This window comes from Gordonia sp. i37 (assembly GCF_002043085.1).
Classification (GTDB): Bacteria; Actinomycetota; Actinomycetes; order Mycobacteriales; family Mycobacteriaceae; genus Gordonia; species Gordonia polyisoprenivorans.
Genome location: NZ_MVPX01000124.1, coordinates 1 through 23734, shown reverse-complemented (window position 1 = coordinate 23734; position 23734 = coordinate 1). Strand labels below are relative to the sequence as shown.

The 23734-nt window shown below is 66.5% G+C and carries 20 protein-coding genes and 1 pseudogene; 14 read left to right on the top strand and 7 right to left on the bottom strand.

Annotated elements, in window-relative coordinates; translation table 11 throughout:
* The coding region (gene eccCa / locus B1964_RS05920) for a type VII secretion protein EccCa (protein ID WP_079929211.1) at nt 1–2244 on the bottom strand (2244 nt) is incomplete at its 3' end.
* A 162-nt stretch (nt 2245–2406) separates the two neighbouring features.
* On the opposite strand from eccCa, the gene eccD reads away from it, so the two are divergent.
* Together eccD and mycP are read left to right on the top strand one after the other, a co-directional pair.
* Nucleotides 2407–3939, top strand: coding sequence for a type VII secretion integral membrane protein EccD (gene eccD / locus B1964_RS05915; protein ID WP_253193897.1), 1533 nt, complete (start codon nt 2407–2409; stop codon nt 3937–3939).
* A 71-nt stretch (nt 3940–4010) separates the two neighbouring features.
* Nucleotides 4011–5375 (top strand): type VII secretion-associated serine protease mycosin, encoded by a 1365-nt coding sequence (gene mycP, locus B1964_RS05910; protein ID WP_079929209.1) that lies wholly within the window; start codon nt 4011–4013, stop codon nt 5373–5375.
* 33 nt (nt 5376–5408) lie between these two features.
* Here the strand turns inward: mycP and B1964_RS05905 are convergent, their stop codons facing one another.
* Entirely contained in the window at nt 5409–6362 is a 954-nt protein-coding gene (locus tag B1964_RS05905; RefSeq protein ID WP_079929208.1) for a 4-hydroxy-3-methylbut-2-enyl diphosphate reductase, read from the bottom strand.
* Between the two features lie 52 nt (nt 6363–6414).
* On the opposite strand from B1964_RS05905, the gene B1964_RS05900 reads away from it, so the two are divergent.
* The 4 genes from B1964_RS05900 to B1964_RS05885 are packed head-to-tail and all read left to right on the top strand — an operon-like array spanning nt 6415 to nt 9238.
* Complete coding sequence (locus B1964_RS05900) at nt 6415–7107, top strand: lipid droplet-associated protein (protein WP_079929207.1); 693 nt, start codon at nt 6415–6417, stop codon at nt 7105–7107.
* The gene (gene xseA / locus B1964_RS05895; RefSeq protein ID WP_079929206.1) at nt 7104–8414 is read left to right on the top strand and encodes an exodeoxyribonuclease VII large subunit; all 1311 of its coding nucleotides are present in this window, start codon (nt 7104–7106) and stop codon (nt 8412–8414) included. Before B1964_RS05900 ends, xseA begins: the two co-directional genes overlap by 4 nt.
* Nucleotides 8411–8722 carry an exodeoxyribonuclease VII small subunit gene (locus B1964_RS05890; RefSeq protein WP_079929205.1) on the top strand — a complete coding sequence of 104 codons (312 nt, stop codon included), beginning with the start codon at nt 8411–8413 and terminating at the stop codon, nt 8720–8722. The genes xseA and B1964_RS05890 overlap by 4 nt, the downstream gene beginning before the upstream one ends.
* Before the next feature lie 30 nt (nt 8723–8752).
* Complete coding sequence (locus B1964_RS05885; RefSeq protein ID WP_079929204.1) at nt 8753–9238, top strand: GNAT family N-acetyltransferase; 486 nt, start codon at nt 8753–8755, stop codon at nt 9236–9238.
* A gap of 11 nt (nt 9239–9249) precedes the next feature.
* On the opposite strand, the gene B1964_RS05880 is transcribed toward B1964_RS05885, so the two are convergent.
* Nucleotides 9250–9822, bottom strand: coding sequence for a DUF4245 domain-containing protein (locus tag B1964_RS05880; RefSeq protein ID WP_079929203.1), 573 nt, complete (start codon nt 9820–9822; stop codon nt 9250–9252).
* 167 nt (nt 9823–9989) lie between these two features.
* Here B1964_RS05880 and glpX point away from each other — a divergent pair, with 167 nt between their 5' ends.
* From glpX to B1964_RS05865, 3 genes are all read left to right on the top strand, one after another.
* The gene (gene glpX, locus B1964_RS05875) at nt 9990–10985 is read left to right on the top strand and encodes a class II fructose-bisphosphatase (RefSeq protein WP_014359458.1); all 996 of its coding nucleotides are present in this window, start codon (nt 9990–9992) and stop codon (nt 10983–10985) included.
* A 110-nt stretch (nt 10986–11095) separates the two neighbouring features.
* Entirely contained in the window at nt 11096–12424 is a 1329-nt protein-coding gene (locus B1964_RS05870) for a hypothetical protein (RefSeq protein WP_079929202.1), read from the top strand.
* Nucleotides 12425–12524: 100 nt separating this feature from the next.
* The gene (locus B1964_RS05865; RefSeq protein ID WP_079929201.1) at nt 12525–14225 is read left to right on the top strand and encodes a fumarate hydratase; all 1701 of its coding nucleotides are present in this window, start codon (nt 12525–12527) and stop codon (nt 14223–14225) included.
* Between the two features lie 42 nt (nt 14226–14267).
* On the opposite strand, the gene B1964_RS05860 is transcribed toward B1964_RS05865, so the two are convergent.
* Nucleotides 14268–15221 (bottom strand): type IV toxin-antitoxin system AbiEi family antitoxin domain-containing protein, encoded by a 954-nt coding sequence (locus B1964_RS05860; protein ID WP_079929200.1) that lies wholly within the window; start codon nt 15219–15221, stop codon nt 14268–14270.
* A 222-nt stretch (nt 15222–15443) separates the two neighbouring features.
* Between B1964_RS05860 and B1964_RS05855 the strand changes: the two genes are divergently transcribed.
* Together B1964_RS05855 and B1964_RS05850 are read left to right on the top strand one after the other, a co-directional pair.
* Nucleotides 15444–16844, top strand: coding sequence for a class II fumarate hydratase (locus tag B1964_RS05855; RefSeq protein WP_079929199.1), 1401 nt, complete (start codon nt 15444–15446; stop codon nt 16842–16844).
* A 42-nt stretch (nt 16845–16886) separates the two neighbouring features.
* Nucleotides 16887–17621 (top strand): PIG-L family deacetylase, encoded by a 735-nt coding sequence (locus tag B1964_RS05850; protein ID WP_079929198.1) that lies wholly within the window; start codon nt 16887–16889, stop codon nt 17619–17621.
* Nucleotides 17622–17693: 72 nt separating this feature from the next.
* Here the strand turns inward: B1964_RS05850 and B1964_RS05845 are convergent, their stop codons facing one another.
* Nucleotides 17694–18692 carry a L,D-transpeptidase family protein gene (locus tag B1964_RS05845; RefSeq protein WP_079929197.1) on the bottom strand — a complete coding sequence of 333 codons (999 nt, stop codon included), beginning with the start codon at nt 18690–18692 and terminating at the stop codon, nt 17694–17696.
* Nucleotides 18693–18886: 194 nt separating this feature from the next.
* Here B1964_RS05845 and B1964_RS05840 point away from each other — a divergent pair, with 194 nt between their 5' ends.
* The 3 genes from B1964_RS05840 (at nt 18887) to B1964_RS05830 (ending at nt 22773) form a co-directional block, all read left to right on the top strand.
* Nucleotides 18887–19846, top strand: coding sequence for a phosphotriesterase (locus B1964_RS05840; protein WP_014359450.1), 960 nt, complete (start codon nt 18887–18889; stop codon nt 19844–19846).
* Nucleotides 19847–19856: 10 nt separating this feature from the next.
* Nucleotides 19857–21374 carry an AMP-binding protein gene (locus tag B1964_RS05835; RefSeq protein WP_079929196.1) on the top strand — a complete coding sequence of 506 codons (1518 nt, stop codon included), beginning with the start codon at nt 19857–19859 and terminating at the stop codon, nt 21372–21374.
* A gap of 148 nt (nt 21375–21522) precedes the next feature.
* Entirely contained in the window at nt 21523–22773 is a 1251-nt protein-coding gene (locus tag B1964_RS05830; protein WP_079929195.1) for an MCE family protein, read from the top strand.
* 6 nt (nt 22774–22779) lie between these two features.
* Here B1964_RS05830 and B1964_RS05825 read toward each other — a convergent pair whose 3' ends face one another.
* Nucleotides 22780–23493 carry a TetR/AcrR family transcriptional regulator gene (locus tag B1964_RS05825; RefSeq protein ID WP_079929194.1) on the bottom strand — a complete coding sequence of 238 codons (714 nt, stop codon included), beginning with the start codon at nt 23491–23493 and terminating at the stop codon, nt 22780–22782.
* Between the two features lie 28 nt (nt 23494–23521).
* Nucleotides 23522–23734 (bottom strand): annotated as a pseudogene (locus B1964_RS05820) (phosphotransferase family protein); the annotation flags it as partial.

The window sequence follows — 23734 nt, the reverse complement described above, 5'->3', positions numbered from 1 at the left end:
CCCCGTCGTATCCAGGCCCGAGGCGTCGTCGGCGGCGTCGAACGGGACGGGCAGGGCGGTGAACATCTTCATCGCACCCCGTAACCCCGGCGCGTCACCGACCCCGGTCACGGTGTCTCGCACGTCGGCGGGCGGGTGATACGGACCCGAGACGTAGCAGGTGTTGAACCTGATCGGCTCGCCCGCATCGCATTTGAGGTATCCCGAACCGGGCACGCTGGGCAGATGGTACGCGTCGGGAACCCCGAGTACCGATCGGGATTCGTTCGCCGAGAACGTCTTCAGACCGATCCGATACGAGAGGTGGCTGTCGAGACCGCGCAACTTGCCCTCCTCGAGTCGTTGGGAGGCAAGCAGCAGATGAATGTGCAGCGACCGCCCGAGCCGTCCGATCGCGACGAACAGTTCGGCGAAATCCGGTTTCTGCGCCAGCAATTCGGAGAACTCGTCCACGACGATGAACAATGCCGGCAGGGGTTGCAACGGAGCGCCGGCGGCGCGGGCCTGTTCGTATTCGGTGACGTTGGCGAAGTTCCCGGCCGCGCGCAACACTTCTTGACGACGATTCAATTCCCCCGACAGCGCATCCTTCATCCGGTCGACCATCGCCAATTCCTGCTCGAGGTTGGTGATCAAGGCCGCCACATGGGGGCTGCGTTCGAGCCCGAGGAAGGTGGCGCCGCCCTTGAAGTCGACGAGGACCAGATTGAGCTCGGCGGGTGAGTGGGTGGCCAGCATCGCCACCACGAGCGTGCGCAGGAATTCCGATTTTCCCGAACCGGTTGCGCCGATGCACAACCCGTGCGGACCGGTGCCGCCGTGCGCGCTCTCCTTGATGTCGAGTTCGACTGTCCCACCCGATGGTGTGTAGCCGATCGGAACGCGCAAGCGGTCACGCCCGGTGCGCCCTCGCCAGTGCACCGCCGTATCGAAGCGGGACACATCGTCGATGCCCAGTAACGCCGGTAGTCCGGGGTCGAGGGCGGTGGCCTCGGAATCGAGACTGACCAGGGAGGCCGCCGTCGCCAACCGATAGCGAGCCAGCCGTCGGGCCACGGCCTCGCATTCGGCGACACCCAACGCGTCCATCGTCGCGAAATCCTCGGTGCCAAAGGCACTTCTCGCCGAGACCGTGCCGTCGGCGACCACCAGTTGCAGTCCGCGTCTGGCGGCGAGCCCGTCGAGTGGTGCGGTCAGATCGAGTACGGTGACGCCCTCCATTCCGGCGTCGTTGACGAGCCGCTCCGCTCCGGTCACCCTGCCGTCGTCGATGACCACCACCAGGTGCACCCGACCGGGAGTCGGCGGCGCCGACCGGGAGAACCGGCCGCGGTCGGCCAGTTCGGTGGCCAGCGCGGTCTCCAGATCCGCCAATGTCGGGAAGATCATCCGCATCGGTCCGACGGCATCGGCCAGCGAGGGATGTCCGACGTGCGGCAGCCACTTCGCCCAGTCCCAGGCCTCACCGGCCGGGTCGGCGGTCACCACGGCCACCCGCAGATGGTCCGGTCCATGGAAGGCGCACAACTCGATGACCATGGCGCGCAGCAGTTCTCGGGTCTCTTGACGCACACCCTCGACGTTGATGGCCGGAAAGCCCCGCAGCGACACCGCGGTCGGCAGTCGGTGCACCACCGAGTGCGTCCGGACGAATCGTCGCAGTGCGACCATCGACACCGGCTCGAGATCCTCCAGCGGCCCGGTCTCCGGCGGCACCAGGCGGGTGGCCAACCTCTGCGTACCCAGACCGACCCGCACATGCGCGAAATCGTTGTCGACCGGTCGCCGCTCCCACATCCGGCGCGTCCCGATCAGATCGGGAATGCTGCGTGGATCGGGATGGCTCCAGGCCAACGCCGCACGCTGCGCACCACTGGTGTCGCCGACCTGGGTGCGCAGGCCGGCGAGATAGCGGAAGTAGTCCTTGCGTTCCTCGTTGAGTTCGGCGGCCTTCTTGCCGCCCCCACGACCTCCCGCGGCGAACATGCCCAACATCGACATCAGCATCATCAGGGGGAACATCATGAACAGCGGATTGGTCAGGATGTTGCGACCCCCGGTCGCGAACATCATCGCCAACATGCCGATGACCGCGACCACCATGATCACCGGCAGCAACTTCAGCAACATCCCGCCCGGAACCACCCGCGGCACATCCGGGGGCGGCTGGATGTTCAGTTCACCACCGGGCGCACGTGGTGGCGTGATCCGTGGCCGCCGCACGAAACCATCGGTTGTGCTCACCTGTCCCCCTCGTCCCCTCTACCTCGCCCCTCGCGCGTTGTCCCCCGTCGACTCACCGAGACGTTCCGTACACCGTGTTATCCACCGGAACGAATAGGACATCTCACCCAAAGCCGAACGTGTGGTTATGGTAACTGCGAATCAAGGGGGAGGAACGTCGAGATGTCATCTGTGGATACCCGACCAGCGGCACCCGCCGAGAACGGTGCGCTGCGGGCGTCGGCGCCGTCGATCGAACCCGCGTTGGTACGGGTGTCGGTGCTCGGCGGCAACACCCAGCTCGACGTCGCACTTCCGGCTGCAGTCCCGGTGGCTGCGCTCCTCGGCGATCTCGTCACCCAGATCGAGTCGCGCAGCCCGCGCCGGCGAGACCCCGACGACACCGAGCCGGACCCGAGCGGCGACAACGTGCTCGATCGGCGGTCGCGATGGACCCTGTCGCGCATCGGGCAGCCGCCGCTGCCCGTGAACCGTTCGCTCGCCGACTCCGGGGTGCGTGACGGCGACCTGCTGATGGTCACCTCGGTGCGCACCGACGATTCGCCGGCACTGTTCGACGACGTCGTCGATGCCGTTGCGCGCCTGAACGAATCGCGCTTCGCCAACTGGTCGGCGCAGGGAGCCCGGGTGATCGGATTCGCCGCGGCGATCCTGGCGGGCATCGTCGGCGCGGTGGCCCTGGCCGGGATGCGGTGGCATGCCGATGTCTGGTGGCCGGCGATCCCGGCCGCGACGATGACGCTGGCGTTGGTCACCGCATCGGCCATCGTCGCCCATCGATATCGCGACGACACCACGGCGACGGTCCTGGCTGCCGCGGCCGCTCCGACGGCGTTCGTGGCCGGCATGCTCACCGTTCCCGGACCCTACGGCTCCGCGCATCTCTCGCTGGGGTTCGCGGTGGTGGTGCTCGTCTGCGTCGTGTCCTATCGGCTGAGCGCGGTCGGCGCGGTGGTGCACGCCGCCCTGCTGACCGCCTCGGTGATCGGTGGTGCGATCTCGCTGGCCGCTCTGCTCATCGACAGCTCGACGCGCAATGTCGCCGCCGTCGGCGCGGCCGCGGCCTTGCTCGTCGTCGCGATGGCGCCCCGGCTGACGATCGTGTTGGCGAAACTACCGCTGCCGCCGGTGCCGACGGCTGGGGTGCCGCTCGATCCGGACGACGCCCAGCCTGTCCCCACCATCGAGGGCATCGGCGCGATCGGAGCGATGGCTCTTCCGAAAGCCGATGCGCTCGAACGTCGTTCGTATCTGGCGAACGCCTATCTCACGGGCATCGTGGCTGGTGCCACCGCGGTGATCGGCCCCGCCGCGGTCATCACCGCGACCCCGTGGAACGGCGTCGACGCCAAGTCGATGGCACTGGCGGTCATCCTGGCCGCCGTGGTGTGCCTGCGCGGCCGCTCACACAGCGACCTCGTGCAGGCGTGTGTCCTGATCGGCGGTGGGGTGCTGACCCTCGCTGCGCTCGTCGGTTCGTTGACCGCGGTCGACGGGTGGTGGCCGTTCGTCGGATTCGTGGTCGCGGCAACAGCTCTCGTTGTCGCACTCGTGGTCGGTGTGCTCGCACCCGGACATGAGTTCTCGCCGGTGATGCGACGCCTCGCCGAACTCGGCGAGTACGCCCTGATCGTGGTGATCGTGCCGCTGCTCGTCTGGATTCTCGATCTGTACCAGACGGTTCGGGACATCTAGTGGTCCGTCACGGAGCTGGGCGACCGGCGTCCGGAGTTGTCCGTCGTCGTCGTTTCCCGACCGGCCTCGCCATGGCACTGGCCGTCGCCACGCTTGTCATCGTCTCCGGGGGTGGGCCCGCCTTCGCGCTGAATCCTCCTCAGGTCGACCCGGGGGCGTTGAACCGGTCGGCGCCGGTGGCGCCGCCGGAACCCACCGAACAACGCACGCTCTGCGCGCGCCCCGTCGCCGTCACCGCCGCGAGCCAGCCCTCTGCTGCCCAACAGATGATGAATCTGGAAGAGGCCTGGCGCTTTTCCCGCGGCGCGGGCCAACGAGTCGCAGTGATCGACACCGGTGTCACTCCGCATCCCCGGCTGCCACGATTGCGCGGCGGCGGCGACTACGTCTCCGGTGGCGACGGACTCGCCGACTGTGATGCGCACGGCACGCTGGTGGCCGGGCTCATCGCGGCCGCCCCCTCGCCCGACGACGCGTTCTCCGGGGTGGCCCCGGATGCCTCGATCATCTCGATTCGCCAGTCCAGCAGCGCCTTCGACGCCAAGGACCGGCGTCGCGACGACGCGGACCCGGCGGTCGGCGGCGGATACGGGTCGGTGACCACCCTCGCCAACGCGGTGGTCCGTGCCGTCGACCTCGGTGCCACGGTCATCAACATCTCCGAGGTGGCGTGTTCGCCGGCGGGTGCCCGGCCCGCCGACCGTTCGCTGGGCGCCGCGGTCCGCTACGCCTTCGACCGCAACGTGGTCGTGGTGGTCGCGGCGGGCAACCTGTCGCAGGGGTCGGCGTGCGCCGAACAGAATCCGCCACCGCTATCCGGCGATCCCGACGGGTGGGGTTCGGTCCAGACCGTGGCCAGTCCCGCCTGGTTCTCGCCGTATGTTCTCGCGGTGGGTTCGGTCGATGCCGGCACCGGAGCGCCGAGTTCGTTCAGCCTGCACGGGCCATGGGTCGATGTCGCGGCACCGGGTACCGGGATCATCAGTCTCGACAGCACTCCCCGTAGTTCGTCGCTCGTCAATGCGCAGCGAAGCAACTCGGGTCCGCAGCCGTTGCTGGGTACCAGCTTCTCCACCCCGTTCGTCGCCGGCACGGTGGCATTGGTCCGCGCACGGTACCCGGAGTTGTCGGCGGGTGAGGTGATGGACCGTATCGTCCGCACCGCGCACGCCCCGGGACCGGGCCACGATCAGGCGATCGGTCACGGGGTCATCGATACGCTCGCGGCGTTGACCGCCGAACTGCCCGATGGGCCGCTCGCCGATCCCGAGATGCCTACGCCGATCGCGGCTCCCGCGGTCGCGCCGACACCCGATCACACTCCGCGCAACGTCGCCCTGGTGGGCGTGGGGCTCGCCGTCGCCGTGGTGGTTGCGGTCCTGGCGCTCTCGCTACCCCATCGTCGGGTCCGTCGACTCGACCCTGACGAGTACTGACCCGAACCCGGGTGCGACGGATCCGGTATTGGGTTACTTGGCCGTTCGAGCCGGCCGCAGTTCACGCGGCAGGGCGAAGGTCAGCGTTTCCTCGGCGGTGGTGACCTTCTCGACGGAGTCGAAGCCGTACTCGGAGAGGAAGTCGATGACCCCACGGACCAGGACCTCCGGCACCGACGCACCCGAGGTGATGCCGACGGTCTCGACGCCGTCGAGCCACGCCGGATCGATCTCCCGCGCATAGTCGACCAGGTAGGAGGCCGACGCACCGTTCTGCAGTGCCACCTCGACCAGCCGCACCGAATTCGACGAGTTCTTCGAGCCGACGACGATCACCAGGTCGCACTTCGGGGCCATCGCCTTGACCGCGACCTGACGGTTCTGGGTCGCGTAACAGATGTCGTCGCTCGGCGGATCGTTGAGCTCGGGGAATCGCTCACGGAGGCGGCGCACGGTCTCCATCGTCTCGTCCACCGACAGCGTGGTCTGGGAGAGCCAGATGACCTTCGATTCGTCACGCACACTCACGGTGTCGACGGCGTCGGGACCGTCCACGAGCTGGATATGCTCCGGCGCCTCCCCCGCGGTGCCCTCGACCTCCTCGTGGCCCTCGTGGCCGATGAGCAGGATGTCGTAGTCATCGCGGGCGAAGCGCTTGGCCTCTTGATGCACCTTGGTGACCAGCGGGCACGTGGCGTCGATGGTCTGGAGGTTGCGTTGCGCGGCGGTGCGATGCACCTCCGGGGAGACGCCGTGGGCGGAGAACACGACGATGGCGCCTTCGGGTACCTCGTCGGTCTCGCCGACGAAGATCGCGCCACGCTCGGCGAGGGTGTCGACGACGTGCCGGTTGTGCACGATCTCCTTGCGGACGTAGACGGGCGCACCGTGCTTGTCGAGTGCACGCTCGACGGTCTCCACGGCGCGATCCACGCCGGCGCAATATCCCCGCGGTTCGGCGAGCAGGATGCGCTTGGATTCAGTCATGTCCCCAAGGGTACGTGTTGGACCACTCGCCGCCAGATGGCAGAGTGAACCCATGGTTCGTGCTCCTTATCCGGCCCGTATCGCCGCAGGTCTCGTCGTCACGGCCGTCGAAGAGACGCGCAAGTTGCCGACTCTGCTGTTCACCCTGCCGGTGACCGCGGTCAGCGAGACGCTGCAGTTGGCGATGCGCGCCCAGCAGGGCATCGCCGAGTTGGCCATCAAAGGCGACACCGCACTGGAAATGATCTTCGATCGCCCCAGCGAAGAGCCCGCGTGGGCGCGTTTCGATGAGGATGACACCGAGGTCGCCGATACCGTCGTGCCGATCGAGTCCGGGCGCGCCATCCGCACCGACACCACCGATGACGAGCACGACGACACCCCGAACGACGACACCGATCCGGCGCCGCCCGAGACATCCTCCGCCCAGTCGCCGGCCCCGCGCGCCGACGCCGGGCGCTTCGCGCTGTATTCGTCGGCCCCCGAGGAGGTCATCACCTCCTCGACCACCGGCCCCGGGAGTGACACCCCGGCGTCCACCGGTCCGGTGCCCGAGGTCGTCGAATACACCGAGTACGACAACCTCACCTTGGCTCAGCTGCGCGCCAAACTGAGGTCGGTCGGTGTCGACGAACTCTCCGAGTTGCTCGCCTACGAGAAGGGCAACCGCAACCGCGCTCCGTTCATCACCATGATCGACAATCGGATCACCGCGGCCGAGAACAAGCGCACGCCATCGAAGTGAGCGCCGGCGGTTCGGCGAATTCGGCCGACAACCCGTGGCCGGTGCGCACCGTCAACACCAAGATCGCCGACTGGATTCACCGGCTCGGCCAGATCTGGGTGGAGGGCCAGGTCACCCAGATCAGCCGCCGCCCCGGTACGCGCACATCGTTCCTGACGCTGCGCGACCCGGCTGCCGACATCTCCATCTCGGTGACCTGCAGTCCCGACCTGCTGGCACGCACCGAGGTTCCGATCACCGACGGGGCCCACGTCGTGATGCTCGGTCGCCCCAGCTACTACACCGGCCGCGGCACGATCTCGTTGCGTGTCAGCGATATTCGCCCGATAGGCGTGGGTCAGTTGCTGTTGCGCATCGAGCGGCTTCGGCAGTTGCTGGCCGCCGAGGGACTCTTCGACGCGCGTCTCAAACGTCCGATCCCGTTCCTACCGCGCACCATCGGCCTGATCTCCGGCCGGGCGAGTGCCGCGCAACGCGACGTGGTGTCGGTGGCCTCGGCGCGGTGGTCGGCGGCGCGTTTCGATGTGCGTGATGCACCGGTGCAGGGCCCGACGGCGGTACCGCGGATCATCAGCCACCTTCGCGAGCTCGACGCGCACGCCGACGTCGACGTCATCATCATCGCCCGCGGCGGCGGCAGCGTCGAGGACCTGTTGCCGTTCTCCGACGAGGCGCTGTTGCGGGCGGTCGCCGCATGCACGACGCCGGTGATCAGCGCGATCGGCCACGAACCCGACAATCCGCTCCTGGACTTCGTCGCCGACATCCGCGCCGCCACCCCCACCGACGCGGCCAAACGCGTCGTCCCCGACGTCGAGGCCGAACTCGCCGAGATCGCCGCATTGCGCCGCCGCAGCGCTCACGCCCTACGCAACTGGGTGCATCGCGAGGACCGGGTGATCGCCGGCCTGCGCGCTCGCCCGGTGCTGGCCGATCCGTTCACCGTGCTCGACCGTCACCACGAACGCATCGACCGACTACGAGCCGATCTGCGTCGTACCCTCGTCGGCCGCCTCGACACCGAGGACCGCCGTACCGAACATCTCGCGGCCCGGCTCGCGACGCTGGGGCCCGCTCAGACACTGGCCCGCGGATACGCCGTCGTGCAGCGCGTCGACACCGACCCGCCGCACGTGCTCGACTCCGTGGGCGACCTACCGACATCGGCGCACCTGCGAATCCGGTTGGGCGACGGGTCGATTCACGCCGACGTCACCTCGATCGAACCGGCCGCGCACTCCCCTCACCACCACGACGCCTCTCACCACAACGACGACACCGACGACCATGCGCAGGAGGAACAGTGAGTCCCCAACGGGCAGCCAAGAATTCGGCTTCACGCAAGGCCAACACCTCCGACGACGGACGCACCCCGGTCGACGAACTCGCATACGAACAAGCCCGCGACGAACTCGCCGAGGTGGTCGCGACCCTCGAGCGCGGGGGCCTCGACCTCGACGCGTCGCTCGCGCTGTGGGAACGCGGCGAGGCGCTCGCCGATCGCTGCGAGGCCCACCTCGCCGGCGCACGCGAACGCATCGAGGCGGTGCTCAACGACGGCGAGGAACTCGATCACGAGGACGACACGGAGGGTGACGAAGAGTTCGACGACTGAGCTTCGGGTCAGAAGAAGGCAAGGAGCACAGTGGCCGAAACGACGATGATCTCCGAGTGCACCAGTCCCACCGACGTGGCCATGCTGCGATGGGCCTGGGCGCGCGAAACCGCGCCGGAGATACCGGAGTGGTCTGCCGATGTCTCGTTCGTCGCGGAGGTCGAGCGCTGGATGACTGCGCCGCACCGGTCGGTGTGGACAGCCGTCACCTTCGTCGTGGCCGCCGATGGCACCTCGACGAATGCGGTGGTGGGGATGGTCTGTCTGACCGAATACACGCGCATGCCCAGTCCCAGGACGAGCGCCGCGGGGTCGTGGGGGTATCTCGGGCATCTTTACGTCGCCGCCGAACATCGAGGCCGCGGCATCGGCCGCGATCTCATCGAGGGAGCACTCGGATTCGCCGATGCCCGAGGCTACGCCAAGGTCGTGCTGTCCCCGACCACCACATCCGTTCCGCTATACGCACGTTGCGGATTCACCGTTGACAACGATGTGATGGTTCGCCATCGCTGACTCGATGCGCGTCAACCCCTACCCGGCAGCGGCTGCTGCTCGATCACCGATCCGGCCATCGTGGCCATCGCGCTGTCGGAGCCGGTGGACATGAGCGCGATGCGTACCGAACCGAGGTCGGTGATCCAGAACTTGTTGCCGTCGTGGGTGCTGTAGGTCACCCAGCGCTGCCCAGCGATATCGCGGGTGCCGGTCCCCGAGGCCACGGTCGAACCGTCGGCGAGATGGTCGACGAGTTCGTCCTCGGACGCGTCGGTCTGGGTGAGTTGCACGTAGCTACCGCTGTCGGTGATCCAGCCGACGTTGCTGACCACGTGTCCGGCCACGTTCTCGCGGCTGCCCGAACTCGGTTTCCATCCGGCAGGATCCGGCGGCTTGCGGATCGGGAAGGGCAGCGTCTGCGAGTCCGAGAGCAGCGCACCCTGTACGTCGAACGGGCTGCGCCGGTCGTCGGAGGCACTTCCGGTGAGCCCTACCGAGCAGTTTCCCGAGGCGATCGCGACGAGCGCGCAGATCGCCAACAGGGGAATGATCGACCAGATCATGTCCTTACCGCTGACGAGATAGCGCGGTTTCTGGGCCATGGGCTCAGTATTCCAGCCGACACACGCCGTTCGGCAAATCGCCCATCCGCCGTTTACCGGCTGCACGCAACTGCCCATACCGATCACGCCGGGCGGTGACCAGCGCATCGAGGTGACATGCGAGGATGGAAGGCAGTCGCACCGCCGCACGCCGAGGAGTCCAAGACATGACCGAAGCCACCCCCCAGGCCCCTGACCGCAACCTCGCGATGGAGTTGGTGCGAGTCACCGAGGCCGCCGCGTTGGCCGCCGGACGCTGGGTGGGGCGTGGCGACAAGAAGGGTGGCGACGGTGCCGCCGTCGACGCGATGCGTGAACTGCTCTCGACGGTGTCGATGCGCGGAGTCGTGGTGATCGGTGAGGGCGAGAAGGACGAAGCCCCGATGCTGTTCAACGGCGAAGAGGTCGGCGACGGCAGCGGACCCGACTGTGACGTCGCGGTCGATCCCATCGACGGGACCACGCTGATGGCCGAGGGCCGCCCGAACTCGATCGCGGTGATCGCGGTGTCCGAGCGCGGCACCATGTACGACCCGTCGGCGGTGTTCTACATGGACAAGATCGCCGTGGGCCCGGAAGCCAAGGGCGCCATCAACATCGACGAATCGGTGGAGTGGAACATCAACTCGGTCGCCAAGGCCAAGGGTATCGACGTCGCCGACCTGACGGTCGTCGTCCTCGACCGGCCGCGCCACGCCGATCTGATCGGCGAGATCCGGCAGGCCGGCGCCAAGATCCGCCTGATCTCCGACGGCGACGTCGCGGGGTCGATCGCCGCTGCGGGCGACTACAGCACCGTCGACATGCTGATGGGTGTCGGTGGTACCCCCGAGGGCATCATCACCGCTGTCGCGATGAAGTGCATGGGCGGCGAGATCCAGGGCAAGCTCTGGCCGCGCAACGAGGAAGAGCGTAAGAAGGCACTCGACGCAGGCCACGATCTCGACCGTGTGCTCGGCACCAACGACCTGGTCAGCGGCGAGAACTCGTTCTTCTGCGCAACCGGTGTCACCAACGGCGACATGCTGCGCGGCGTCACCTACCGACCAGGCGGCGCCACCACGCGTTCGCTGGTCATGCGCTCCAAGTCGGGCACCATCCGCCGGATCGAGGCCGTGCACAAGACCGCCAAGCTCCGCGAGTACGCTCGCCTGAGCATCTGAGCCCTCGCGAGTCAAAATTCGTACGGTCGGGCGACAGTCGCCGCACCCGCGACACTGATAGCGTCCTACTGCCACACGGTCACATTCCGGGTCGCAGAAGGGTTTTTTCGATGTCGCTGAAGCGGACGCGGTTGTTGTTGTCGTCTGTAGTCGCCGTCCTCGCGGTCTCGCTGTCCGCGTGCGGATCGGACGGCGGCCACGATCACCAATCGACTACCCCGGCCGACAAGCGCACACCGGCGACCGTCAGCCCCACCAGCGCTCAGGCACAGGCGTTGCCCGACGAACACATAGATCTCGACGACGCGGTCGTTTCGGGCCCGCTTCTACTCAGCGGAGAAACCAAATTCTCGATCAACGGGGTCTTCGGTGTGGCAACCGTCCATAACCCAGGGAAGTCGACCACGACCCTCGACGCTGCAACACTCCTGCCGGGCGAGGAAATCGAATCCCAGTCATGGGCGGGAGCCGGCACCTTGGACAAGCCGAAAGCCCTTGGTGCAATCGTCATCCGACAGCCTGCCGCACAACTCGATCCCGCCCACTGGGAGGCGCGCATCATCACGGTGAACCCGACCACGGGTTCAGTCGAGAAGTCGGTTACCTATCTCAAGAGCAATGCAAAGATCGACGAAAGTCAGATCGGCGTCAGCTCTGGCCCAATCGTCCCGATCGTTTACGCCGACGCCAGTCAGCCGTCCGGAAACGTCTACTACGCGCGCTACCAGGTCATCGGTGTGGATACCGGCAGTGGCAACGTCACATGGAAGTCCGACGGAATCGGACGAGCGGCATCGCCGGAAACCATTGCCATCGAACGTGCCGGTTCCTCAACACCGGGCCGCGACCGATGCGCGCGAGTCGGAGTAGTCCGCGTCTCCGACGGAACGTGGCTCGGCCATATGGATCAAGGCACAATGGGCCCGAATGGATGCGACGGCCAATTCAACTACCAGTACAGCGGCGGCGCGGTTATCGGCGTGAACCGGAATGAAAAGTACGGTCAGGCCGACCGTCGCATCCCGTACACCGCATTCGACCAACAGACGGGTGCGAAGCTCTCCGTTCCGGACGCGGTATTCACGCTGACCGACAGCGGCTGGTTGCCGACAGTTGAGTACAACGTGCCCGGCGGAATCGCCGCGTACCAGTTACGCGCGGGAGAAGAGATCGTGTCATTCGACGTTCGCGACGGCCGGACACTGTTCAGTCTGGATCAGGACCGCGCAAAGTCGTTGAATGCCGAGTTGAAAGGAATTGTCGGACACAACATGATCGTCAAGACAACCGATCAGCTGCTGTACGTCGATGTCAACTCCGGGCACTCGCAGACGACCGCCCCACCCGCGACAGCGCTCGCCCACGTAGCCGGCAACTGGACTCTGTTCACAGACGGAACGCTGACCAACTCGCTGATCGAGATCGGTAAGCCGCGGTAGCGGCGTCTCTCAGCGTCGTTTCGCGCCGGGACCCCACCGCACGCGGCGGCAGTATCCCGCTCCCTGCTCGGGCTCTGAGGTGCCGCGCTAGGATTTCCGCGTGAGCAAACCAGCCCTTGCTCCGGAGTTCCGCTATGCCGATTTGCTGCCCTCCGGCGCCGATGACACCCCATATCGACTGATCACCACCGAGGGGGTCTCGACCTTCACCGCCGATGGTCAGACCTTCCTCAAAGTCGCCCCCGAGGCCCTGCAGCGACTGACCGCCGAGGCGATGCACGACATCAGCCACTATCTGCGGCCCGCGCACCTCGCGCAGTTGCGCACGATCATCGACGATCCGGAGGCCTCGGGCAACGACCGCTTCGTCGCGCTCGACCTGCTCAAGAACGTCAACATCTCCGCGGGCGGCGTGCTACCCATGTGCCAGGACACCGGTACCGCGATCGTCATGGGCAAGAAGTCCGAGGGGGTGCTCACCGGCGTCACCGACGGTGAGTGGATCTCACGCGGTGTCTACGACGCCTACACCAAGCTCAATCTGCGGTATTCGCAGCTGGCTCCCCTGACCACCTACGACGAGAAGAACACGGGCACCAATCTGCCTGCGCAGGTGGAGATCTACTCCACCGAGCAGGGACCGAAGGGCCCCGAATACAAGTTCCTGTTCATGGCCAAGGGTGGCGGTAGCGCCAACAAGTCGTTCCTGTTCCAGGAGACCAAGGCCATCCTCAATCCCAAGCGGCTGCTGGAGTTCCTGGACGAGAAGATCCGCTCGCTCGGCACCGCAGCCTGCCCGCCGTATCACCTCGCGGTGGTCATCGGCGGAACCTCCGCCGAGTTCGCCGTGAAAACGGCGAAATACGCCTCGGCACACTACCTCGACACCCTGCCCACCGAGGGATCGATGGCCGCCCACGGCTTCCGGGACGTCGAATTGGAGGAGGAGGTGTTCAAGCTCACCCAATCCTTCGGCATCGGAGCACAATTCGGCGGCAAATACTTCTGCCACGACGTCCGCGTCGTGCGTCTGCCGCGACACGGCGCCTCCTGTCCGGTCGCGATCGCGGTGTCGTGTTCGGCCGACCGCCAGGCACTGGGCAAGATCACCGCCGATGGTGTGTTCCTCGAGCAGCTCGAAACCGATCCCGCCCAATACATGCCGGACGCCGGCGTCGCCGAGGACATCGAGGGCGGTGCTGTCGTCGATATCGACCTGAACCGCCCGATGAGCGAGATCCTGGCGGAGCTGTCCAACTATCCTGTCAAGACGCGGCTTTCGCTCACCGGCCCGCTCGTCGTCGCCCGAGACATCGCGCATGCCAAGATCGCCGAGCGCCTCGACGCGGGTGAACCGATGCCGCAGTACCTGCGCGATCACCCTGTCTACTACGCCGGACCGGCGAAGACCCCGGAGGGTATGGCCTCGGGCTCGTTCGGACCGACCACGGCCGGCCGCATGGACTCCTATGTCGAGAAGTTCCAGGCGGCGGGCGGCTCGATGGTCATGCTGGCCAAGGGTAACCGCTCCAAGCAGGTCACCAATGCCTGTGCGGCACACGGTGGTTTCTATCTCGGCTCGATCGGTGGCCCGGCTGCACGGCTGGCGCTTGATTGCATCAGGAGCCAGGCGGTCATCGAATACCCCGAGCTCGGTATGGAAGCCGTCTGGAAGATCGAGGTCGAGAACTTCCCGGCGTTCATCGTCGTCGACGACAAGGGCAACGACTTCTTCACCGATCCTGGTGGCGCGGTGACCGTCCCGCTGGGTGGGGTGCGCATCCGGTCGAAGGAGCGCTGAGCGGGCTTACGCCGTAGATCGATGCCACCATGTGACACCGATCTACGGCGATGACGGACATGCCGGGCATCCGGCGACGGTTCCCCGCCATCCACGGGCGCGCAGCGCGCGGGCGATCTTCGTCGCTGTGGCACACGGACGTTCGTACACCTGTCCCCATCCCAGACGAAGCGTCAGCCGATCGCCGTGAACCGCGGCGTCGAGGTCACGTTCGAGGTCGCGGTCGCGTGCCACCGGACCGTCGTGACCGAGTCGGCCGTCGAGTTCGACGACGAGACCGAAGTCGACGTACTCCACATCGCGCAGGCCCCGACGTCCCACGGTGGTCGGCGCCTGCCGGATCGGCGCAGGAAGACCATGGGCCCGTTCGACTTTCGTCAGGTATCCGTGCTCGAGAACCGAACACGTGCCGTCCCGTACATCACGGAGAACGCCCTCGACGAACCGTCGGTGCGCGATCCGTGGCCGGCGGCGCAGCGCCGCGAGCAGGCGGTCTGCGGTGGTTCGGCGAGCCTGCACCGCATCTGCCAGGCAGGCGACGACGCGCGCCGACGACGACGACGCATCGACGACATCGAGCACGGCCTCCTCGATACGCAGGCGCGGGGGACGCGCATGCCAGAGCACCCTGTCGTCCAGCCGAGAGCCGTAGTGGACGACCACACCCTGGCGTCTGGTCACCCGGCGTTGTCGGTCTACGACGATGTGCACCGGCTGGGTCGGCGCCACGTCGCCGTCGAGTATCGCCGATGAGTGACTCAGCGCCGCCGGAAACGCGTCGAGTACCGCACTCCACTGGCGCTGTCGTGCGGTCAGTGGCCCGGTGTGATCGACATAGACGCCGGGGAACACCGTCGCCCATTCCCGGCACCGCACCATGCGGCGGACGAAGGCTGCGGAGAATCCACAGTCGATCACCTGCCCGCGGGTGATGACACCGTCCTGCGACGCGAGCAGGTCGTCGAGACGAGCCGTGTCGGGCGCAGCAACAGTCATGGCGCACAGTGTGACCGCTCGACGGCGCCATTGGTCGCCCGCGAGGAGGATCTGTGGACAACTCGGTCGAGACCACCACTTGTGCCGTACTTTCGTGTCGCCCAGTGACACCGAAGTACGGCATGGTCTGTCGACGGGCCTGCGCGCCGGGCTGCACACGCGACGAGTAGCGTGAATTGAGGTAGTCCTAACTCGCCGTCGACCATCGGAGGACGCAGCACCATGACCGAGCAGCAGTACCGCATCGAGCACGACACCATGGGCGAGGTCAAAGTCCCCGTCGACGCGCTGTGGCGGGCCCAGACCCAGCGCGCCGTCGAGAACTTCCCGATCAGCCACCGCCCACTCGATCGCACCCAGATCCGGGCGATGGGACTGCTCAAGGCGGCGTGCGCGCAGGTCAACAAGGATCTCGGGCTACTCGATGCGGCGAAGGCCGACGCCATCATCGCCGCGGCCAAGGAGATCGCCGACGGCCGCCACGACGACCAGTTCCCCATCGATGTCTTCCAGACCGGCTCGGGCACCAGCTCCAACATGAACACCAACGAGGTCATCGCCTCGATCGCCAATGCGGCCGGCGTCGAGGTCCATCCCAACGACCACGTCAACATGTCGCAGTCGTCCAACGACACCTTTCCGACCGCCACCCACGTCGCCGCCACCGAGGCCGCGGTCAGCGATCTGATCCCGGCGCTCGACCATCTCCGGCTGGCCCTGTTGGAGAAGTCGAACGAGTGGCGTGAGGTCGTCAAGAGCGGTCGCACCCACCTGATGGATGCGGTACCGGTGACCCTGGGCCAGGAGTTCGGCGGTTATGCCCGCCAGGTCGAGGCCGGTATCGAACGCATCACCTCGACACTCCCCCGGGTCGGCGAACTGCCGATCGGCGGAACGGCCGTCGGCACCGGACTCAACGCGCCGGCCGGCTTCGGCACCAAGGTCGTCGCCGAACTGCGCAAGCTCACCGACGTCGACGCCCTCTCACTCGCCAAGGACAACTTCGAGGCGCAGGCCGCCCGGGACGGGCTGGTCGAACTGTCGGGTCAGCTGAAGACGGTCGCGGTGTCGCTGACCAAGATCGCCAACGACGTCCGCTGGATGGGGTCGGGCCCACTCACCGGCCTCGGCGAAATCCAGCTGCCCGATCTGCAGCCCGGCAGCTCGATCATGCCCGGCAAGGTCAATCCCGTTCTGCCCGAGGCGGTCACCCAGGTCGCCGCACAGGTCGTCGGCAACGACGCCGCGGTCACCTGGGGTGGCGGCAACGGCGCCTTCGAGCTGAACGTGTACATCCCGATGATGGCACGCAACGTGCTGGAGTCGCTCAAGTTGCTGGCCAACGTGTCCCGGCTGTTCGCCGACCGCTGCATCTCCGGCCTCGTCGCCCACGAGGAGCGCCTCAAGACGCTTGCCGAGAGTTCTCCGTCGATCGTCACCCCGCTCAACTCGGCGATCGGGTACGAGGAGGCGGCCGCGGTCGCCAAACAAGCCCTCAAGGAGGGCAAGACGATTCGGCAGACCGTCATCGACCGTGGCCTCATCGGCGACAAGCTCAGCGAGGCCGAGCTCGACAAGCGGCTCGACGTGCTGAAGATGGCGAATCTCGACCGCGAACGCTGATCGGCGACGAATCTCCCTCGGAGCGCACTACGGTCTTCAGAGATGGGCGACGCAACGACGACCGAGCAGAGCACCGGCGACCTCGCCGACTTCCCGACCCGGTGGCACACCGGTCTGGCGTTGGTCGCCCACCCAGACGATCCCGAATACGGGATGTCCGCCGCGGTGGCGCGATGGGTCGGCGAGGGCAAGCGCATCGTCTATGCGCTGGCCTCCAGCGGCGAGAAAGGCATCGCGGGGATGGACCCGGACGAGGCCGGTCCACTGCGTGAGCAGGAGCAACGCGAAGCCGCATCCATCGTCGGGGTCGACGAGGTGGAATTCTGGGGCTTCCCCGACAGCGACATCGCCAACAGTGAGGCCCTGCGCGCCCGGATCACCGAGACGATCATGGCCGTCGACCCCGACGTGATCATCTCGCTCTTCGGTGGCGACCACTGGGCACCCGGCGCGCCCAACCAACGCGACCACATCGAGTTCGCCGCTGCGGTCGTCGACGCCTACGACGCGCTCCTACCGCGCGCACATCAGCGGTGGCTGTTCGAGAACGGTCCGAACGCCAGCCATGCCGTCGAGGTCGGCGACGAGGTCGAGGTTGCAGTGAGATCCCTTGCCGCGCATCGTAGGTATCTGGAGGTCCTCGACCCCGAAACTCCGGTCGACGAGCAGGCCCGCGCCCAGATCGAGAAGGTCACCGCGCCCAGGGAGGATTTCGGGGGCCGACGTGCGGTCGCTTTCACACTGGTGCGCGACGGTGACACCGACCCCGACCATTGACCACTGACACGGCTACGCCGCCGATCCCACATGGATCGACGGCGTCGCCTCGTCACCTCACGGATGTGGTTGTCAGCCACCGACTCCCAGCATCGGCGGCAGGATGCCGACGAGTTGATTGAGCAACTGGGTCAGGGCATTGTCGTCGAGGAGTCCACTCGTGGTGCCCGACTGCGGGGTTCCCGACTGCGGGGTTCCTGATTGGGGGGTTCCCGACTGGGGCGTTGATTGCGGTGTGGTCGACTGCGGTGTCGTCAGCGCCGGCGCATTACCCGTGGGCGCAGCCTGATTGACACCGATGGTGATCTTCGGCCTCTTGGCGGGATCCAGCCAGGTCAAGATGTTGCGCAGCACATCCTTGTCGATCGCCACACAACCCATCGTCGGCTCGCCGGTACTGGCATGCAGGAAGATCGCCGACGCCTTGCCGGGGATGCGCTGCGGATTGGACGCGATGTTGACCGCGTAGTCGTACGCGGGTCCGGCGTCGTAGAGGTTCTCACTGTCCCCGCCGGGACTCCGCGCCTGGTGCACGTGCGTGTTGTAGGTGGGTGACTTCATGTTGGAGTCCCACCAGTCCTGCTGTGTCACCTGGAAATACGGCATCTTGGTGCCGGGATTGGCCAGCCGCCCGAAGGCCTGGTCGAGCGCGAAGGTGCCTTGCGGGGTGCGGTAGACGTTGTCGGCGGGCTCGCCCATTCCCACCTCCCCCAGGAACGCCTGGGTCGGCCCGAACACCGGCTTCCAGCTACCACTGGCGGAGTCGCGTTCGAACGCCGTGAGCGTCGCCTTCTGGTCACTCGCCTTGGGTGCGGTCACCACGACCAGCTGACTTGTCTGACTCGACTGCGTCCCACCGCCGGACGAGCCGGTCCCGGAGAGAGTGTCGAGGACTTTGTCGAGTTCGGGGATGCCGGTCTGCGGAATGCTGATGCCGCCGGGCAGCGTCGCACCGGGAGTGGCCGGCGTGGTCGGGGTCGTCGGCGTGGTCGATGGGGCGGCAGTCGCGATGCCGGCACCACCGGCGAAAGCGGCCAGCACCGCAATCACCATTAGTCCCAAAAACCTCATTCGCCTCATCAGTAACTTCTGCACCACACCAGTGTGGCAAAAGGCAAGAGGCGATGAGTCTCGCGATGGTCACGGTGCGACATGGATCCGATCACCACCCCCTCCTTGAATCTGAACTCACCCTCAACTAGGGTCCTTCCAGTGATGCAGACCACAGTGCATCACCGGATCTCGCTCGCATCGAAGGGAAGCGCATGTCCACCGTCACCACCGTCAACGGTCCGATCTCCTCGGACGACCTCGGTCGCACCCTCATCCACGAACACGTCTTCGTCGTCGGCGAGGAGTATCGGCTCAACTATCAGGACGACTGGGACGAAGAGCGCAAGATCGACGAGGCCGTCCGCGACCTCAACGAACTCAAGTCCCTGGGCATCGACACCATCTTCGACCCGACGGTCCTCGGTCTCGGTCGGTACATCCCCCGCATCCAGAAGATCGCCGAGCAGGTCGACCTCAACATCGTCGTCGCGACCGGGCTCTACACCTACAACGAGATCCCCTTCCAGTTCCATTACACCGGCCCGGGCTTGCTCTTCGACGTCGACGAACCGCTCGTCACCTATTTCGTGCGCGATCTCACCGAAGGCATCGCCGACACCGGCGTGCGCGCGGCGTTCTTGAAGTGCGCCATCGAGGAACAGGGGCTCACCCCGGGCGTCGAGCGGGTGATGCGCGCGGTCGGGCAGGCCAGCGTCGCCACCGGCGCCCCCATCACCGTGCACACCAATCCGCACACCGAATCCGGGCTCGTCGCCCAGCGTGTGCTCGCCGAGGAGGGTGCCGATCTGAGCAAGGTCGTCATCGGACACTCCGGAGACAGCACCGACCTCGACTATCTGATGAAGATCGCCGACGCCGGGTCGATCCTGGGCATGGATCGGTTCGGGCTCGATGTCTTGTTGCCCTTCGACGATCGCATCAACACCATCGTCGAACTGTGCAAACGGGGATACGCCGATCGCATCGGTCTCGCGCACGACGCCGCATGCTTCATCGACTGGTTCGATCCCGAGGCCAAGAAGCAGGCGGTGCCCAAGTGGAATTACCGCCACATCAGCGAAGACGTCCTACCGACCCTGCGTGAACGCGGAGTCTCCGACGAGCAAATCACCACGATGCTCGTCGAGGTCCCCCGCCGTTACTTCGAGTGAGAGGCACCTCATGAACACTCCTGTCGCAGCCAACCCTGTTGCCGCACTGTGGAACAACGCCGAGCAGCATCCCGATCGCATCGCGGTACGCAGCGGGTCGCGAGCGCTGACCTACGCCGACCTTCGGGCCCGCATCGCCCGGGCCGCGGCCCGATTCGCCGCCGCCGGGGTGGCGCCCGGGGACCGCGTCCTGCTCATCGCACCGACCATCCCCGAATTCCCGATCGTCTACTACGGTCTGCACACCCTCGGCGCCACCGTCATCACCATGAACGTGATGTCGACGGTTCCCGAGATCGATTACGTCGTCGACGATTCGGGCACGACGATGATCGTCGCCTGGCAGGACTGTGCGACCAATGCCCGCAAGGTCGCCGAGCAGCGGGGGCTGCCCTTCGCCGAGATCCGGCCCTTCGAGGAAGATGCCACCGAGATCGACGGCGTGACAACGTATGTCGAGCGTGACGAGCACGAGACCGCGGTGATCCTCTACACCTCCGGCACCACCGGCAAACCCAAGGGCGCACAGCTGAGCATCGCGAACGTCAACGCCGCACCACAGGCGTTCCGCGACCCATTGCGCCTGCACGACACCGAGCGATGGGCCACCGCGTTACCCTTGTTCCACTGTTTCGGTCAAGTGGTCGTCATGCACGGCGCACTCACCTGGGCGGGCACGTTGTCGCTGATGAGACCCTTCACGCCGACCGAGTTCATGGATCGCCTGCGCGACGAGCACATCACGATCGCGTGCGGAGTGCCCACCATGTGGAACGCCATGCTGCAGGTAACCGGGGGCTACACCCCAGGCGATTTCGCCGACCTACGACTGGCCTGCTCGGGCGGCGCCTCTCTTCCCGGTGAGGTGATCCGCGTCTTCGAGGAGCGGTTCGGCTGCTCCATCCTCGAGGGCTACGGCCTCACCGAGACCGCAGGCACCGCCACCTTCCGCAATCTCGACGGACCGCCCAAGGTGGGGACCGTGGGGACAGCGCTGCCCGGCTTCCGGATCGAGATCCGCGACCCCGACGGCACCGTCCTGCCCGCCGACGAGGTCGGCGAGATCTTCATCAGCGGCCCGACGGTGATGACCGGCTACTGGAATCGGCCCGACGCCACCGCGGCCGAGCTCGTCGACGGATGGCTGCGCACCGGCGATCTGGGCTCAATGGACGCCGACGGCGACGTCCGCATCGTCGATCGCGCCAAAGACCTCATCATCCGCGGCGGCTACAACGTGTATCCCCGTGAGGTCGAGGAGGTCCTCTACACCCACCCCGACATCGTCGAGGTTGCCGTCATCGGAATACCCGACGACCATTACGGCGAGGAGATCGCCGCCGTCGTCGCGGTGCGCCCGGGTGCCACGATCGAGCAGGACACGTTGCGCGAGTGGGCAAAAGAACGTCTGTCGGCCTACAAGGTGCCGCGCATCGTGCACGTCGTCGACGAACTCCCCAAGGGGGCAACCGGCAAGATCCTCAAGCGGGCCATCGACCGCGCACCGCTGGCCTCGGTTCCGCACTGACCACAGGCCCACCACTACGCTATGTCGTCCGTCATGGTGCAGGCTCATCGCGGTGTTGACCACAGAGCCCTGGCTGCCGGACCTTCCCCCCGAGTAATGTTCGACCAGCCTCGCGAGAACGCGAGGCGGAAGGGTCGGGTCCTCACACATGCCACCGCTGAGTCGGATTGCGCGACTTCAGATCACCGCGATCGTCGTCCTCGGACTGGTGGTCGGTGTGGTGGCGGGGATCTGGCTGGTCCACGTGAACCGCGTCGTCGGTGTCGGGGTCTACACGGTGACCGCCCATCTCCCCGATTCCGGGGGCATCTTCACCAATGCCGAGGTCACTTACCTCGGCATACCGGTCGGCCGCGTCGGGCCGCTGCATCTCACGCGTGACGGCGTCGACGTCGAGCTCCAGCTGGACTCGGGAGCGGCGAAGGTCCCGGCGTCGGCAATGGCGGTCGTCGCGAACCGATCCGCGATCGGCGAACAGTTCATCGACCTCCAGCCGACCCGCGGCGATGACGATGCGCACCTCCACGACGGGTCGACGATCACGAGGTCCTCGGTACCACCGCCTCTCGATGAGGTGGTGGCCTCCACCGTGCGACTCGCACAATCGATACCGCTCGACGATCTGCACACCGTGATCACCGAGCTCGGGAAAGCGCTGAACGGACAGGGCGACAACCTGTCCCGGCTCGTCAACTCGTTGTCGACGCTGGCCGCCGAGGGTGCCGACAATCTACCCGCGACGATCGGAGTGATCCGCGACGCGAATTCGGTACTGGCCACCCAGGCCGACCAGTCCGACGCCATTCTCACCTGGTCTCATGGGCTCGACGTGCTCACGGCAACGCTGTCGGCATCCGATCCCGACCTGCGCCGGCTGCTGACCACCGGGAGCGCCTCGGCAACCCAGCTCTCAGAACTGGTGCAACGCAACGGTGGTGACGCCGCAAAGGTCGTCCACGACCTGGCGTCGGTGATGCGCACGCTCCGACCTGCCACCTACACCACGTCCTTGACGTTCGCGATGCTGTCCAACCTCTCGGCCGGCAGCCACTCCACCGCCCCCGGCGACGGGCAGATCCATTTCGGTGTCGTGCTCGAGACGAACAACCCACCGGCATGCACTCAGGGATACGAAGGCACCACCCGCATCATCGACGAGATGAAACGCGCCAACCCGGATTTCGACATCCGCTACGACGACTTCCCATTCAACACGAGTGCCGGATGCACTGTTCCACAAGGCAATCCGACGGGCGTCCGCAGTGCCGCACGAACCGTCTACGCCAATCCGAACACGCCGCAGCCATGGGATTCGACACCCAAGAAGGACCCCGACCGCCTCGACCTGACCCCGCTGGCCCGGCAACTGGCCGCGCTCATGGGCGTCCGACCGGTCTGAGTGCGATCACCGTCGAGACGGTCGGCGATCACCACTCCGTAAGCCGATGGCGTTGGCCCACAACCGGGTTGCAGTGAACACCATCTGATCCAGATCGGCATCGTCGCCGAGTGCGAAGGCCTGGTAGGCCATCCGCGAGACCATGCCCGAGAGAGCGCTCGCCGCAGCCAGCGGGTCGAGTTCAGGATCTGCGAGGCCGCGGTTCTGGAGATCCTTGATGTGCCTGGCATTTCGGGTGGCGAACACGAGCCCACGCTGACGCCGCTTCTCGCGGAACTCCGGAATGTTGGCGGTCACCTGCTCGAGAACGAGCCGCAATCCGGCGTTGCGCTTGTACGCCTCGAAGTACGCGCGGTTGGCGGCCTCGAGCACCGCATACGGATCCTCGTGCGGATCGGTTTCGATGTGCGGGAGCCCGGGATGCAGCATGTCCTCGTGGGCGAGCGCGAGGACGGCGTCGAGGACCTCTTCCTTGCTGTCGAAATAGGTGTAAAAGGTGCCCGTCGAACACTTCGCCTCGGCCGTGATGTCGGTGAGTCGCGCGTCGGAGAAGCCGTCGCGCTCGAAGATCCGTCGCGCGGCGGCAATCAGGGCGGAGCGGGTGCGCTCGCCGCGCGCGGTCACCGGCGGGGCCTTGTCCCCGTCGGTCACCGCCAGAGGGGGCAGTGGCTGTTCCCCCACCGGCTGTGTCCCCACCGCGCGCGAATCACGTGCAGTCATGCCGACATCTTCTCACCCATCGGCGTTCTCATCCGAGTCCGGCCGCGTCGGCGACGGCGATGGCCCGCGCGACCAGACTGTCGATCACCTCGTCGGTGGGGACGCCGGCGGCGGCTCGGTTCGCCGGATTGTCCCGCGCACGACGGAGCACGCCCTCGGCGATGATCGCGACCTTCCACAGTCCGAGTGCGTGCCAGAACTGCAGGGCTCTCGCGTCACGGCCGGTGCGGTCGAGGTACAT

What these genes read in the sequence shown, in the direction of transcription:
- eccD (WP_253193897.1), top strand. Translation starts at nt 2,407, where the DNA reads ATGTCATCTGTGGATACCCGACCAGCGGCACCCGCCGAGAACGGTGCG.
- mycP (WP_079929209.1), top strand. Translation starts at nt 4,011, where the DNA reads ATGGCACTGGCCGTCGCCACGCTTGTCATCGTCTCCGGGGGTGGGCCC.
- B1964_RS05905 (WP_079929208.1), bottom strand. Translation starts at nt 6,362, where the DNA reads ATGACTGAATCCAAGCGCATCCTGCTCGCCGAACCGCGGGGATATTGC.
- B1964_RS05900 (WP_079929207.1), top strand. Translation starts at nt 6,415, where the DNA reads ATGGTTCGTGCTCCTTATCCGGCCCGTATCGCCGCAGGTCTCGTCGTC.
- B1964_RS05880 (WP_079929203.1), bottom strand. Translation starts at nt 9,822, where the DNA reads ATGGCCCAGAAACCGCGCTATCTCGTCAGCGGTAAGGACATGATCTGG.
- glpX (WP_014359458.1), top strand. Translation starts at nt 9,990, where the DNA reads ATGACCGAAGCCACCCCCCAGGCCCCTGACCGCAACCTCGCGATGGAG.
- B1964_RS05870 (WP_079929202.1), top strand. Translation starts at nt 11,096, where the DNA reads ATGTCGCTGAAGCGGACGCGGTTGTTGTTGTCGTCTGTAGTCGCCGTC.
- B1964_RS05860 (WP_079929200.1), bottom strand. Translation starts at nt 15,221, where the DNA reads ATGACTGTTGCTGCGCCCGACACGGCTCGTCTCGACGACCTGCTCGCG.
- B1964_RS05855 (WP_079929199.1), top strand. Translation starts at nt 15,444, where the DNA reads ATGACCGAGCAGCAGTACCGCATCGAGCACGACACCATGGGCGAGGTC.
- B1964_RS05850 (WP_079929198.1), top strand. Translation starts at nt 16,887, where the DNA reads ATGGGCGACGCAACGACGACCGAGCAGAGCACCGGCGACCTCGCCGAC.
- B1964_RS05845 (WP_079929197.1), bottom strand. Translation starts at nt 18,692, where the DNA reads ATGAGGTTTTTGGGACTAATGGTGATTGCGGTGCTGGCCGCTTTCGCC.
- B1964_RS05840 (WP_014359450.1), top strand. Translation starts at nt 18,887, where the DNA reads ATGTCCACCGTCACCACCGTCAACGGTCCGATCTCCTCGGACGACCTC.
- B1964_RS05835 (WP_079929196.1), top strand. Translation starts at nt 19,857, where the DNA reads ATGAACACTCCTGTCGCAGCCAACCCTGTTGCCGCACTGTGGAACAAC.
- B1964_RS05830 (WP_079929195.1), top strand. Translation starts at nt 21,523, where the DNA reads ATGCCACCGCTGAGTCGGATTGCGCGACTTCAGATCACCGCGATCGTC.
- B1964_RS05825 (WP_079929194.1), bottom strand. Translation starts at nt 23,493, where the DNA reads ATGACTGCACGTGATTCGCGCGCGGTGGGGACACAGCCGGTGGGGGAA.